This is a genomic window from Thalassoglobus sp., from assembly GCF_048270125.1.
Classification (GTDB): Bacteria; Planctomycetota; Planctomycetia; order Planctomycetales; family Planctomycetaceae; genus Thalassoglobus.
Map to the genome: position 1 here is coordinate 20,330 of NZ_JBLWTN010000033.1, position 14,151 is coordinate 34,480.

The following is a 14,151-nucleotide window of genomic DNA, read 5'->3' on the forward strand; positions in this document are numbered from 1 at the left end:
AATGAATTAGAACTGATCCTGAAACTTGAAATTGCTCTCTCAAACGTTGAGGAAAGCGGCTATTCCAGAGGTTTTCGGACTGGTTCTACTGTTCGCCACGAGGCAGAACCTGCAAACCAATTCGAAAGATGCTCCAGATAAGTACTGTTCGACCAGCACTGTTTGTCTGACGAAACCGGTTGTTCAGATGAGCAGCTCGCTGATCGACTCACCTTCACAGAGTGGAATGGGGCGACCGTCGTGAGACTGGAAGGTGATTGACTGAGAGTCATACCCAAGTGCACGGTAAACAGTAGCGTGGATGTCTGCGGGGGAGACAGGGCGTGTTTCTGGATGGGCTCCGATTTTGTCAGACGAACCAATCACCTGGCCACCGCGGATTCCTCCACCAGCCAGCACAACCGAATAGCAACTGGGCCAATGGTCTCGACCGGCATCGGTATTGATTTTGGGAGTTCGTCCAAAGTCTCCCATCCAGATGACGAGGGTTTCATCCAGCAGTCCACGTTCTTCCAGGTCGTCCAGCAAGGCGGCGTAAGCCTGTTCCATTGGAGGGACGAGCCGAGTCTTCATGCTGTTGAAGTTGTCTTTGTGTGTATCCCAGGTGATGCTGGGACCGTTGACTGTTGAAACGAATCGGGTCCCGGATTCGATCAGGCGCCGAGCGAGAAGATGTGATTGCCCCCAACTGTGTCGGCCGTATCGATCTCGGACTTCGTCCGATTCCTGAGTCAAATCGAAAGCTCGACCTGCATCCCCGCGTGAAATCACATTCACAGCTGTTTCATGAAAGGTGTCTCGGGTTTCTGCAGTTGAGGAAACCACTGACTGCTGGTGATCACCAAACTGACGCAGGATATCGAGCCGATCCTTGAAGCGTGCTTGTGTGATCGCGCTGTTCAGATTCAAGTCACGGACCTGGAAATTTTTGGCGTTTGGATCGTCGTTGAGGACGAACGGATCATATTTGACCCCAAGGCAACCACCGAACTGTCCGGGCGTCAAATAAACAAAGCTGTCGCAATGCGGCTTCGGAGTAATGACATACGGCGGGACCGCTGAGTTGTATCCATCTTGTTGAGCCAGCCATCCGATCAATGTTCCAAATCCAGGCAGGTCCGCCGGGCTGGGGGTGATGAGAGTCGAGTCCAGCCGATAGGGACGTCCTGCAATCGACCAATACATCCCTGAATTGTGGGCAGAATGTTTGTGATGGACGCTTCGCACAATCGCCAGCTTATCCATTCGCTGCGCCATTCGAGGCAACATCTCTGTCACCTGTATCCCGGGGACAGAGGTCCCGATCGTTTGAAACTCTCCACGGATGGCAGGGTCTGCGTCCGGTTTCGGGTCCCAAAGGTCGATATGACTGGGAGCACCACAATTAAAAATCATGATGACCCGCTTCGCTTTTCCAGAAGCGGACGGAGAGGCTTGCTGTGCCATCGCCAAGGGTGAGGAGAAGGCTCCCAATGCAGCGGTCAGAGCTCCGAACTCACGACGGGACATTTGTTCCGATTTGAGGGAGCGTTGGTGCTTGTTTCTCGATTTAGTTGACCGAACTGTCATGCTCATACTCCGTATGACTCTGCAGTAATGTTCCCAAAGGAAAGAAGAAATCGCGAGCAGCTGATCGACATTACAGATTAATTCAATGCAGTACCAAAAGGAACCCCAGGCAGCTCACTCGGTGGAGGAGCATCCAGCCCCGGAAAGAACTGAATGGGATTACCGCAGGGCAGGGTGGTTCGGCCGTTTTTCCCGGCTGTGTTGCCGAACGACAACAGGTTTTACCACCAGCATCCAGAGCAGTTTGCTCTACCATGTGCCGGGAAGAACGCGTTTGATCCATAAAATTACTGCTCGCACGAGGCAGAACCTGTACACCAACTCGAAAGATGCTCTAGAACTGGACTCAAAAACTTGCGGTTCGCTTCTCCGGTACAGAGAAAGGTCGCAATTCAATAGGTTTTGAGACTGCTTGTAGTGTTCAAGAATAGTATCGGTTTACTCGAAGAGTCAGGAATAGTTCTCCCGGACCTGCCTACCCAATTCTCCCGGTCAGCCCACTCGGCATATCAATCAAATACGTCCCCGTCGCGACGTTCTTCCATGCAGCTCACAGTAGAACATTTGGAGACCGGGGCGAGCCGTGGGAGGCGAGAATCGGCTTGAAGTCACTGGCAGGAATCTCAACTTACGTCACTCTTTTTTACTGTTGAGTTCCAACACCTTGGATTCGTCGAAGAAGCTGACGAGTTGACCGTTGATGATTCGTCCGTCTGGAGTGGTCCCGTCATGCGCGATCTTGCAAACGATCATCGGAGCGGTCCACTTGGCGATGTATTGTGACTGCATCACAGGTCGACGTATGCGGAAGCTTTCGAGTTGCTTCCGCAATTCCTTGACGAAACTTCGATCCTGGGTATTGATCTGGTACTTTCCGACGAGCCGGATGCGGTTGTCCTTCTCAGTTTCTTCTGCGAGCAGAAGCGAGCGAAGATCGCCGGCGGAGTTCGTGAAAAAACCGATGATGATGTAGTCTTTTTGGAACCGTTTGGATTTGTCGACTGGTACAGTTGTGTGGACTACGACAGGCCCCGTCGACGGCAGCTTGTCACCTGCTGATGGATTTTCAGAATCCGTCTGTGTGTCTGATTGAGGATCAGCTGTTACTCCCTGACCTGCAGAATCTCCATCATTATTGAGTCCAGATTCGCCAGCGAAGTTGACCAGAACATCTTCAATATCGTCTGAGACCGGCCCAGCTGAACCTGATGGTGCACTTTCCGCGGCTGTACTAATCAGATCGGCCATTGCACTCGATGTGTCCGGATTCCCGTCTGCACCTGCGTTCTCTGACTGAGCAGAGGCCATGTTGCCAGCGACAAAGACGACCCACTTCAATGGATTGAAAGAGGAATTCCGTTTGAAGTAGTCCGGGTGGAACAAATTCCCATAGTCGAGCCCCACAAACAGGACGGCGTAGAGCACAGCTGCCAGACCCCAACTCCCAGCCATCACGGTTTTGCGGACTTCAGGCATCCGTTCAAAAATCGTTTTCCAGATTACCGTTGGCGACCAGAATATCGAGATGAAGTTAATGTCTTCGTTAAGCTCTGAAGCAATCATGTAGGCTCGCATGTGCGCGAGTCCCAACACATTCACACCGATGAAGATCTGGAAGATGGCAATAGGGGAGCGGTCTTGCACGGAAGGAAAAGCGACGCGGACTGCCACACTTTCCACCAGCAGGGCGATGAGTCCTCCTATGAGGACGTAGGCCCAGCGAGGGACCATCTGCAACATTGTTTTTGTGTCGAGTTTAACTTCCTCTGCACTTTCCTCTTCGTCACCGAGATCGACGACTTTTTTCCCGAACTTGGGGTAATAGCCACATTTCGGGCACCACGAGCTGCCTCCCCATGGTTCTGTTGAATCACAACCGGGGCAAGTTCTGGAAGCTGAATAACTTTGACGCACTCGCTGTTGAAGATTAGTTTGAGGGCGTTCCTCTGGCGCATCAGGGTCCAAACGGACCGATTCCAGCATTTTCATGAGACGTTCCTGCACTTGTTGCAGGTCGTCATCTTCTGTCGTTGTCTCCGACATTTTTCGTAGATCGTGCTTTAAGGGGAAGCCCAATTATTAGTCTGTAAGAACAGTCTCCTGCCTCTTAAACATAGGGTTCAGATTGACTGGGCGTAGCGAAAAAACACCAAGGACGCTACAATCTTTTGTAAAACCAAATGAAATCAGCATTTCAGACACCAATCGCTAAAGACATGACTGGTGCATCTCTGAAAATCGATTCAACCTCCGTAACACACCTGATGCCCGCAACGGAAACCCTCCCCACGTTTGAGTCTCTGAACTTAAACAGTGAACTTTTGAACACAGTTAAGTCTCTTGGATTTACGGCCCCTACGCCGATCCAACAGGAATTGATTCCAGTCGCTTTAACCGGTGTCGACTGCATCGGTCAGGCACGGACCGGAACGGGAAAGACCGCAGCTTTCGCGCTCCCGATTTTGCAGAATCTGAACCCGAAGAGTCAGCACATTCAGGCACTTGTTCTGGCTCCAACTCGAGAGTTGAGTGAACAGGTCGCGCAAGAATTTCGCTACCTGGCTGGCGGGTCGCCCTGTGAAGTTGTTCTGACTGTCGGGGGACGTCCATTAGGGCCGCAAATCAAATCGCTGGAACGATACCCACAAGTTGTGATTGGAACTCCCGGCCGAGTGATCGATCTGATCCAACGCAAAGTTCTTAAACTCGACCAGATCAGCACAATGGTCCTCGACGAAGCGGACCGGATGCTCGACATCGGTTTCAGGAAAGACATCGAGCGGATTCTTCGTTCATGTAATGAGGATCGTCAAACACTGCTGCTCTCTGCAACGTTACCCGATCAAGTTCAGCAACTTGCCAATCGGTACATGCGAGAGCCAAGACGGATTGACCTGTCGGATGATCATGTCGTCGTCGACACAATTGAACAGTTCTATTGCACTGTCGAACGGAAAAACAAATTCCAACTGCTGATCAAACTTCTCATTCAAGAGCGCCCGTCGCAAGCGATCGTGTTCTGTCGTACAAAACGGAGCGCGCACGACATCTACACCAAAATTCAAAAATATCTTTCGGATGTCGAAGCAATTCATGGTGATTTGCAACAACGAAAACGTGATCAAGTAATTCGTCGCCTGCGAGATGGACGAGCCAGACTTGTCATCGCGACCGACATCGTCGGACGCGGGATCGACATTTCGGGAATCTCACACATCATCAACTACGACATTCCAGAAGGTTCTGATGACTACATCCATCGCGTCGGGAGAACAGGCCGCATGTCCTCCGACAGCGACGGTCGCGCCTTCACATTCGTGACTCCCGAGCAGGGTGGGGAGCTGACAAAAATTGAGATGAGAATCAATCAATTGTTGCAGGAATATCAGTTCGAAGGTTACGATGCTTTTGCAGCACGTGAAATTAAAACGGTTCCGGAGAACGAAGCTTTTGTCCCGACACCTGCCAGCGAGCAGGAATGGGATTCGATTTTCGACGAGTTAAGCTAACGTACTCAAACCAAACCTGATGAACGACCTTACTCCCGGCAAGTGACAATGATTTCGAAGTATTGTGGTTGCTGAAGTCACGTGAGGTGTTCTCAGGAAAACAACAGTGAGACATCTGGCAACGGCTGATGGATCAAATTTCCCGTGACAGCAGAATCGAAGAATAGGGACTTGAACGAATTCGCCTGACTGCGACATCAACCTGAGGAGCAACCCGTGTTCCAAGAAGCAATTGGACGCCCGATGGAAATCCTCCTTGTCGAGGATAGTCTCGTCGCTGCAAAGTTTGCGATTGGTGCTCTCAAGCGAAGTGAAGTCAAACACCGATTGACTTGGATGACCGATGGCGAAGATGCCCGGCAGTTCTTATTTCGAGAGCAACGATTCTCTCTGGCACCCCGTCCTGATCTGGTTTTGCTCGATCTGAATCTTCCTCGTCTTAGCGGCAAACAAATTCTGGAACTTGTTCGGAATGACGACCATCTGAAAAAAACTGCCGTAGTGATTATGACAGGCGAGCTTGGGCAAGACGGGATTCACGAATTCGATGAACTCGACGTTCAAGGGTATCTTGTCAAACCGGTCGACCTTGAAAACTTCGTCGCACTTGTCGAGCAACTGAAGAGTTACTGGAAGTCTGAAATGATTCTTCCCAACTCAGCTTGAGTCTGAGAACCTGTTCCCAGCATCCCTGTTTTTCGGTTGATTATCCAATGTTGCTATCATTAAGGTGACACATTCCCGAACTCTACTCTCTTCATTCCAATAAGTCCCACGACGATGTCTCAAACTTCATTACCTGACGGGCTCACTCCAGAACAGATTCAGGAATGTCAGGCAATCCTTGGGTATGAATTCAAGGATCAGGATATCCTCATTCTCAGTCTCACACACGCCTCTGCGTCCCGTGTTCGGTTGGAATCCAATGAGCGTTTAGAGTTCCTCGGCGATGCGATCCTCGGCGCTGCCGTTTGTGAATCATTGTTCCAGAGATTCCCAGAAGCATCGGAAGGCGAACTGACTCGAATCAAGTCTGTCGTTGTCAGCCGTGCAACATGTGCTCGAATTGTCAGGCAATGGAGGTTGCATGATTATCTGATCCTCGGAAAAGGGATCACCATGAGTTCGCACATTCCAAATTCTGTTCTCGCAACAGTTTTCGAAGCGATCATCGGCGGTATTTATCTCGATCGAGGATTCGATGCAGCCAAATCGTTCATCCAGCGAATTATTGACCAGGAGATCACGCAAGCTGCGGACTCGGAAGTCGGCGTCAATTACAAGAGTATCCTCCAGCAGCGAATTCAAAAGCTGTCTGGTGAAACTCCTGTTTACGAAGTTCTCGATGAGGAAGGACCGGACCATTCCAAGTCGTTTCAAATTGCCGTGATTGTCGGGTCTGATAACTTCACTCCTGCCTGGGGACCGAGTAAAAAAATTGCTGAACAACGGGCAGCCCAGAATGCATTGTCGAAAATGAACGGTGAAGATCCCCCGAATCCAGCAGAGTTGGCTAAGAAACGCTAACAATTTTGCTGAAATCGTCCGTAATCATTGCTGTTTCGAGATGGTGTGCGGGCTTGGTGAGAGCGATTACATTGTTCAAATTACCGTTAAAGAAATCATGAAAGTCGCTTTCGCGGGCAGGACATGCATTAAAAATTAGAGCAGTTTGCTCTACCGTGTGCCCGTGAAGAACGCGTTTCATCAATAAAATTGCTGTTCGCCGCGAGGCAGAACCTGTCACCAATTCGAGAGATGCTCTGATCAGAAGCCACCAGCGACTCTTCAGGTGGATTCTTAAGCCTCTCGCCACGTGAACGGTCGAATCTTCTATTTTGGGGAACGTTTTTCACAAGGCTGTTACACGCGCTGCAATAATTCGCGTTGAATTCAAGAACTGGCTTTGCATCACATCGGCGTTCGCTGTTATGTTGTGTTGGGCTGATCACAGTCGGCACCTGTAAAATTCAGACAGGAAGTTGGTCGTAGTCAAGCGGGCTTCACAGTCAATCCCAGTGAGGACGAGACGATGCCAATGCCCGATGAAATGTACGCTGAAGCAAAAAAGTGTATTCAGGAAAAACGATTCGCCGATGCGGTTCAATGTCTTGAACAAACAATCCAGGCGGACTCTCAACATGTGCTCGCCCATGAGACACTCGCTGGGCTTTGCTTTCTGACCAAGGACTATGACCGGTCAATCCAACTCTATCAGAGGGTTCAAGCTCTTGATCCCAGAAATACTGGAGCTCTCGTTAACGTCGGGGCAGTGCAGAATAAAAAGAAGGAATACGCAGCAGCAGTTAAGACTCTGAGGTTGGCACTCTCGAAAGACCGCCGCTGTCCCGAAGCTTACTACAACCTTGGAATTGCCCAACGGGGGCTTCATCAAAACTCGATGGCGGTTTCAGCTTACAAAGAAGCGATTCGATTGCAGCCAAATTTTGTCGAAGCATATACAAACTTGGGGAATGTGCTTTTGGAAATGAAAAACCATAGCCAAGCGATTTTGCAGTTTCGAAAGGCATTAGAAATTCAACCAGATTTTGAAAGAGCAAAGATTGGACTCAGTGCCGCTTTAGAGCAAACAGAACAGGCAAAGTCCGCGATCAGTCCCTTCGGTCGACTTGTTGATATGGAGCAAGTGGAAAAAATGAACCGGGCTGTTGCGAAGCGTTTGCAACTAACACCGCAGCAACGTTTTGAAGACCGCGAAGAAGTTCACAAGCTAGCAAAAGAGTCCGAGTTGCAAGCCATTGAGTTGCTGAAGCAAATAAAAGAGGAGCTCTCCCCCATTATTCTTGAATTGTCGCGACTCTCTTCGGAAGAGACCTCCGGTCGTGTCTGGGAAGACGGCTTGAATAAATGTCAGGAAGCAAGTCGGCGATTTAATCTGCATCTCGAAAATCTGAATGAGACCACCGACAAACTGACCGAGCACGAAAAAGAGATCCAACGGCACTCAGAGTAATTTCGATTTTAGAGCAGTTTGCTCTACCGTGTGCCCGTGAAGAACGCATTTCGCTAGTAAAAATACTGTTCACCACGAGGCAGAACCTGCAAATCAATTCGATAGATGCTTGTAGCATTCTTTGGATGGCTGTTCGACGCGATCAGTCAATGAAGCCCTGAAAGTGACCTTCACGGACATGGTAAGCAGTGGAAGTGTTTTATAGCCGGCCGCTTCTCAGAATTCCCCACACGAGCCAGAGTCCGAGAAACCCGGACATCATGAAGAGCGGAATTGCGATGAAGAGCGATTCAGTCATTGTCGTTCGAATAATAAGCGCCGTCGAAACCAGCAGCGACGACACAACCAGCCCCACGACAATCCGATTGCTCGATCTGTCAAATTCATGGATGAGTCGGTCGAGACCTTTATGTTCAAACTGAACTTTCAATTCGTCCTGACTCGCTTTCTGAAGTGTTCGCCCTAAGTGTAGCGGCAGATCATGTGCGGTTCGGAACAGCTGTTTAATATCTGATATCGCCTTCTCAGCAATTCGTTTCGGATCGTAGCGTTGTTTGACAAGCTTTTCGATCGCAGGCGCAATCACCTCAGCCAGGTTGAATTTTGGATCCAACTGGCGGCCTATCCCCTCTAACGTGATGATTGCCCGGATCAGCAACATCATATCACCGGGACAACGTAATCCATGGTTTGAAAGGATCGAAACAAAGTCGTTGAGGAGTTGTCTGATGTTCAGTTTTCCGAGATCAACGCCATAGTAGGCGTCGATAAAATCTCTGGCATCGGCACGAAGTGCAGGGCGGTCGACTGGCAGGGTCGGCTGACCAAGAGCCAGAATCGTTCGAATGGTACTATCGACATCATGCCGCGCAATGGACAAAAACAGGTCCACGAGCAACTCACGTTTCTCTTCTTCCAGAAATCCAATCATGCCGTAATCGAGCAAAACGATAGAGCCGTCTCGCTTTACTCGAATGTTCCCGGGGTGCGGGTCTCCATGAAACATTCCGAAGTCGAACGCCTGCTTCAGAAAAATCTGTGCTCCTTGTCGTGCAATCGTTTTGGGATTGAGAGCTGAGTCCTGAATTGCATCAAGGTCATCGACATGTAGACCTTCCATAAACTCCATCGTCAGGACAGCATCGGTCGAACGTTCTTCATCGACAATCGGGACACACAATCGAGGGTCGTCTTCGAACAGTCGCGAAAACTCCTGCATCGCGCGGGCTTCTCGTTGAAAACTCATTTCCCGCCGGATTGTGCGTGTGAAGTGATTGACCAGGCCCACTGGATCGAAAATGCGATATTCAGGGATGTGTCGCTCGATAAGCTGCGCGATTTCAAGCATGAGTGCAACATCACGCTCGACCTCTTGTACAACTCCAGGTCGACGAATCTTCACAGCTAATTGTTTGCCTTTCTCGTTCCGGGCAAGATGCACTTGCCCCAATGACCCAGCTGCTAAGGGCTCGTCTTCAAAAGAGACAAAGACGTCCTGTGCCGGTTTCCTGAACTCTTTCTGAATCGTTTCGTGGACTTTTTCGGTCGCGAAAACGGGAACATTCTCTTGCAGCAAGCAGAGTTCCTCGATGATCTCAGTAGGGATCAGATCGGGCCGAGTACTAAGAATTTGGCCGAACTTGACGAACGACGGGCCTAATTCCTGGAGCGCCAGACGAATTCGCTGCGCCGAGGTGAACTCTTCAAACTCTTCATGTTTTTTCAGTGAGATCATACGACGACCCCACTTTAAATACTTCAGCAGCCCGAGCCGTTCCAGAAGGTCTCCGAATCCGTAATTGATCAGGACCGTAATCACTTCCCGGCCACGATTCAGGTTCTTCAGAAATCTCAGAGGGTATGGTTCCACAGCGACAGTATTCCACTTCAAGAATCAAGGAAGGACTATTGTGGCAACCATGAGAACGAAACACAAATCGTGGTTCAATGAGTGTCTGCCTCGTAGAAAGCAGACAATGCAGTCTTGGAAGTGACCTTCACGGAAAGGACAAGAATTGAAAATGCATTCAGCGAAGAATTTCCTTAAGAAGTACGTTGAGCCAGACCAACGCCACGGTAACTCATATCGAGTATCTCCATCGGATGCAAAACTTTGACATCGGGACGATCCTGATTCTTGAGTGTTGATTGAATCTGCAGAGAACACCCGGCATTCCCCATAATGACTGCCTGAGCACCGGTGTCGAGAATATGGTCCGTCTTTCGCTTCCCGAGACGATCCGCCATCTCGGGCTCGGTTAAGTTGTAGGACCCGGCGGCTCCGCAACAGATTTCGGATTCCGCTAATGGAACGACTTCAAGATCGGGAATCATATTGAGTAGCTGTCTCGGTTGAGACCGAATTTGCTGTGCATGACAAAGATGGCACGCATCGTGATAGGTCACTTTCATTGGGACTCGATGTTGCGGCGTGAGGGGACCAAGTTCCGCTAGAAACTCCGAAACATCTTTGACCTTGGAAGCGAACTGGCTCAGCTGAGTCGATGTTGAACTTTCCGCACCCAACTCCTGAGCAATATGGCCGTAATCCTTGAGCATCGATCCGCAGCCAGCCACGTTGACAATGACTGAGTCGACACCTTGAATATCAAACGCCTCCTGGTTCTGGGACGCCATGCCCAAGGCAGGGTCGCCCTGGCCGGAGTGATAGTGGATCGCTCCACAACAGGATTGTGATCTCGGAATGTGAACATCGCAGCCGTTCTGTTGCAGCACTCGAGCTGTTGCCCAGTTCACATGATGGAACATTGCATCGGCAACACACCCGGTGAACATCGCCACGCTGGCGCGTTTCTTCCCAATTGCAGGCAGGAACGCCGGCAAATCCGCTTCGCGCGGCTGTAGTTCCGGGAGAAGTCGCTGCATCCGTTGCAGCTTCTGTGGAAGCAGCTTCACGACGCCTGTCGCGTCCATCAGTCGATCCAGTTTCAAAGCTTGCATGATGCGAGCAGGGAGCAATGCCCAGCGAATTCGATTGGCGTATGGGAAGATCCCATACATGATCCAGCGATGAAACCAGTCCTGCTTCACAGGTTTGCCATCCGCTCCTTCGTGCATTTTGACACGAAACGGCTCAATGAGACGACCATACTCAACCCCAGAAGGGCAGGCCGTTTCACAGCTGCGGCAATCCAGACAGAGATCAAGGTGCCGCGTCACAGATTCCGTAAGTTCAAGCCGTCCATCAGTGACAGCTCGCATTAAGTAGATCCGCCCGCGCGGACCATCGTTCTCATTCCCTGTCTCCAAATACGTCGGACAGGCAGAAGTACAGAGTCCGCAATGCACACAATCGAGGAACTTCTCATACTGCAATCCAGTAGAAGGACTCTCATTTGTGGGCGAAGTCGTAGAAGTTGTCACTTGATCAGTCATCGTTCAACGCAATCTTTATCGTTTGCGAAAATACTTGTCATTCACGTCGGGCAATCCAAGGGGATTGCATCTTAGCTGTCTGCCGATGACGCAACTACCCATGGGGAACTTTGTGCATCGAGGAACTCGCATAAGTCAGCCATCGAATCTGACCACCAGACTGGTCTTGTCCGCTCCATCCCTCTGTGTCTGCTTTGACCGTTTGTTTTTAGCAGTATGTTTCACTTAGTGCAGTTTGCTCCACCGTTTGCCCGTGATGAACGCATTTCTCCAGTAAAAATGCTGTTCGCCACGAAGCAGAACGTGGAAACCGATTCGAAAGATGCTCCAGGTCTTCAGTATCCCATTTTGCTCCGGTGACTCATGGGGCAAAAATATTGAACGTGAACACATTCCGGGGAGAATGATCGCAAAAAAAGTGGAACTCGGGAGGGTTCTCGCTGCTATGTCTTCCTGGCTGAAATTATCGGGTGGCAGCAACTCGATTGAGTTTATTCAGAATTCTACGGCCGATTTCTACTCATACGAACAAGCAAAACCGGCTGGAATTGCCGGAATAACTGCTTCATCCGTAAAAATCCACATGAGCATCATAATCGGTACAGTTTTACAAATCAGCGGTCCGATAAGAGCATCAAGGTCTTGCCGGTCTGCGCGATTGTATTCTCAAAATGCAAAAGCAAGGGCAGGGGAGTCTCGATAAATAATGGTGAATTCCTGGCTCGTCGGCATGTTCAATCTCTGAACAGCATGTCGGCCAACCTGTCAAGGACATACTGATGCGGATTCAGCCCTGGATGATAACAGTTGCAAGTATACTCGTACTTGTCGCTGTTCAAGCGGAAACATCTGGCCAACAACCCGGCGGCTACCCGGGAAGTGTGCCTCCTGGTGCACCCATGGTTCCTATGCAAGGGCAATACGGACCTGGTCCCCACCAATCTCCGTATGCCACAAATCATCCACAACAAATTTACCCACCGGGGACTCCTGCTGAGTATCAGCCTTGGCCACAGATTAGCCCGTTCAACGCACCCAACGTTGCGATGGACCAACACTACAACAAGGACGGAGTGTGGTTCCGAGACATCGTCTACCGAAAGCGAAAGTATTTCGGCTCGGTAGAGTTGATGTCCATCGCGTTTCGCAATCCCGGAAACTCGACCATCGGATCTCCATACGCAACACGTGCCGATTTTGACACAATGTTCCCATTGGGAGTCCCAATCGACTTCGCCAATATGGAAGCTCCAGATCCAAACATCTTTGGAACTCCAACCCCTGGCTGGATGACTGTTGATGACCGAATCTTCCCGATTCCTTCAGTAGATGGCGGGAATGCACAGTTCGATCAGGTTTTGGGATACCTTTATCCTATTCGCAACACCAACCAGATGTCGAACCTGGGAAGAACCCTCGGGACACAGATTCGCTGGGGATTTGAAAACGAAGATGGAACGGGTCTCCAGCTGACTGGATGGTGGGCCTTTGATGATTCAGCTCGCTTCAAGTCGGGTTCAGACGAAATCAACGGAGTTCCTGTCACACAGGCAATGAGCTTGGCAGCTGGTGGTCAGAACCTGCTGATCCGTGGAGTCATCCCTTACTACACAGGGGAACCGATTGCTCAACTCGCATCGACCTTCGGTCCGGGACGAACAGCAAAATACGACATCCTCTTTGAGATGGAACAGACGACACGGGCAGCTGGGACGAGCATTAGCCTTTACACACAACCCATTTACAAAAGCAAAGGTGTGAAAGTTCGTCCTCTCTGGGGAGCACGTTACACCTACCTTGATGAGAACTTCCGTTTCCGTGGAATCGATTCTGGTCTCACATACGACATCGACGAAGAGACCTATCGGCCAGATGGAGCCATCAGCCCGGCTCATGCACTTTACGAAGCAAGACTGAACAGCGAAGTCCGCAGCCACGTCGCTGGACCTGAAGTTGGACTCCGATTCGATCTTGGTGATAGTGACGCGGCATTCAAAGTCTGGGCGGAAACGATCTTCGGATTGAATGCAAACCAGGAGAACATCTCAATCTGGGGTGACAACATCGGTGATCCGTTGCACGAAGCACGATTCGAGAACATCGGGAATCCACGAATGCTGGACCCAACTGTTCAGTCCGAATTTTTAGACAAGAAGAGCAGCACACATGTCTCTCCTTCATTCCAACAATCGATCTTTGCTGAAGTCGCAGCCTTCCGTAACTTGCCTTTGATCCGAAATGCCTCGATCTTCGAAGACACTTCATTCCGATTCGGTTACACATTCTTCTGGCTGGGAGAAGTGGCCCGTCCTGCGGAATCGATCAAATGGCAAGGCTTCCCACTGTTTCCTGAAGTCCAATCCAACCGAACATCCTGGTGGATGCATCAGTTGAACTTTGCAGTTGACTGGACCTTCTAGAGTATCTTTCGAATTGGTTTGCAGGTTCTGCCTCGTGGCGAACAGCATTTTTATTAAGAAATGCGTTCTTCACGGGCACACGGTAGAGCAAACTGCTTTAGAAACCTTTTGAAAATGATGTACATGTTCTGAGTGTATTTTTGACTCGCAATCTGAACACGATTCGCGATCAGACGATTTTCGAAATTTAATTTTACGAGACTCTGAATTCTGACAAGTCCGATTCCGCTCATTTTGAATTGAGACTTGTTCACGCAAACTACTGCCGGACTGGAAAAAAGCG

At 50.0% G+C, this 14,151-nt stretch carries 9 protein-coding genes; 5 read left to right on the forward strand and 4 right to left on the reverse strand.

What is annotated here, in order from left to right; genetic code table 11:
- Positions 1 to 183 precede the first annotated feature (183 nt).
- Together ACN0YR_RS22460 and ACN0YR_RS22465 are read right to left on the reverse strand one after the other, a co-directional pair.
- Positions 184 to 1,509 (reverse strand): DUF1501 domain-containing protein, encoded by a 1,326-nt coding sequence (locus ACN0YR_RS22460; protein WP_417851451.1) that lies wholly within the window; start codon positions 1,507 to 1,509, stop codon positions 184 to 186.
- 693 nt (positions 1,510 to 2,202) lie between these two features.
- Positions 2,203 to 3,612, reverse strand: coding sequence for a hypothetical protein (locus ACN0YR_RS22465; protein ID WP_417851452.1), 1,410 nt, complete (start codon positions 3,610 to 3,612; stop codon positions 2,203 to 2,205).
- A 137-nt stretch (positions 3,613 to 3,749) separates the two neighbouring features.
- Here ACN0YR_RS22465 and ACN0YR_RS22470 point away from each other — a divergent pair, with 137 nt between their 5' ends.
- The 4 genes from ACN0YR_RS22470 to ACN0YR_RS22485 all read left to right on the forward strand — a co-directional run bounded on the left by ACN0YR_RS22470 (position 3,750) and on the right by ACN0YR_RS22485 (position 8,052).
- A complete protein-coding gene (locus tag ACN0YR_RS22470) occupies positions 3,750 to 5,078 on the forward strand; it encodes a DEAD/DEAH box helicase (RefSeq protein WP_417851453.1) in 1,329 nt (442 codons plus the stop codon).
- Between the two features lie 216 nt (positions 5,079 to 5,294).
- Positions 5,295 to 5,744 (forward strand): response regulator, encoded by a 450-nt coding sequence (locus ACN0YR_RS22475; RefSeq protein ID WP_417851454.1) that lies wholly within the window; start codon positions 5,295 to 5,297, stop codon positions 5,742 to 5,744.
- Between the two features lie 114 nt (positions 5,745 to 5,858).
- Positions 5,859 to 6,605 (forward strand): ribonuclease III, encoded by a 747-nt coding sequence (rnc, locus tag ACN0YR_RS22480; RefSeq protein ID WP_417851455.1) that lies wholly within the window; start codon positions 5,859 to 5,861, stop codon positions 6,603 to 6,605.
- A 505-nt stretch (positions 6,606 to 7,110) separates the two neighbouring features.
- Positions 7,111 to 8,052, forward strand: coding sequence for a tetratricopeptide repeat protein (locus ACN0YR_RS22485; RefSeq protein WP_417851456.1), 942 nt, complete (start codon positions 7,111 to 7,113; stop codon positions 8,050 to 8,052).
- A gap of 199 nt (positions 8,053 to 8,251) precedes the next feature.
- Here the strand turns inward: ACN0YR_RS22485 and ACN0YR_RS22490 are convergent, their stop codons facing one another.
- Both ACN0YR_RS22490 and ACN0YR_RS22495 read right to left on the reverse strand, forming a co-directional pair.
- On the reverse strand, positions 8,252 to 9,922 hold the full coding sequence (locus tag ACN0YR_RS22490; protein ID WP_417851457.1) for an ABC1 kinase family protein: 1,671 nt from the start codon (positions 9,920 to 9,922) through the stop codon (positions 8,252 to 8,254).
- Positions 9,923 to 10,095: 173 nt separating this feature from the next.
- Complete coding sequence (locus tag ACN0YR_RS22495; protein ID WP_417851458.1) at positions 10,096 to 11,448, reverse strand: (Fe-S)-binding protein; 1,353 nt, start codon at positions 11,446 to 11,448, stop codon at positions 10,096 to 10,098.
- Positions 11,449 to 12,227: 779 nt separating this feature from the next.
- Here ACN0YR_RS22495 and ACN0YR_RS22500 point away from each other — a divergent pair.
- Positions 12,228 to 13,868 carry a hypothetical protein gene (locus tag ACN0YR_RS22500; protein WP_417851459.1) on the forward strand — a complete coding sequence of 547 codons (1,641 nt, stop codon included), beginning with the start codon at positions 12,228 to 12,230 and terminating at the stop codon, positions 13,866 to 13,868.
- The last annotated feature ends 283 nt before the right edge of the window (positions 13,869 to 14,151 follow it).

Coding starts and splice junctions, on each gene's coding strand:
- ACN0YR_RS22485 (WP_417851456.1), top strand. CDS start 7,111: ATGCCAATGCCCGATGAAATGTACGCTGAAGCAAAAAAGTGTATTCAG.
- ACN0YR_RS22500 (WP_417851459.1), top strand. CDS start 12,228: ATGCGGATTCAGCCCTGGATGATAACAGTTGCAAGTATACTCGTACTT.
- rnc (WP_417851455.1), top strand. CDS start 5,859: ATGTCTCAAACTTCATTACCTGACGGGCTCACTCCAGAACAGATTCAG.
- ACN0YR_RS22465 (WP_417851452.1), bottom strand. CDS start 3,612: ATGTCGGAGACAACGACAGAAGATGACGACCTGCAACAAGTGCAGGAA.
- ACN0YR_RS22470 (WP_417851453.1), top strand. CDS start 3,750: ATGAAATCAGCATTTCAGACACCAATCGCTAAAGACATGACTGGTGCA.
- ACN0YR_RS22495 (WP_417851458.1), bottom strand. CDS start 11,448: ATGACTGATCAAGTGACAACTTCTACGACTTCGCCCACAAATGAGAGT.
- ACN0YR_RS22460 (WP_417851451.1), bottom strand. CDS start 1,509: ATGTCCCGTCGTGAGTTCGGAGCTCTGACCGCTGCATTGGGAGCCTTC.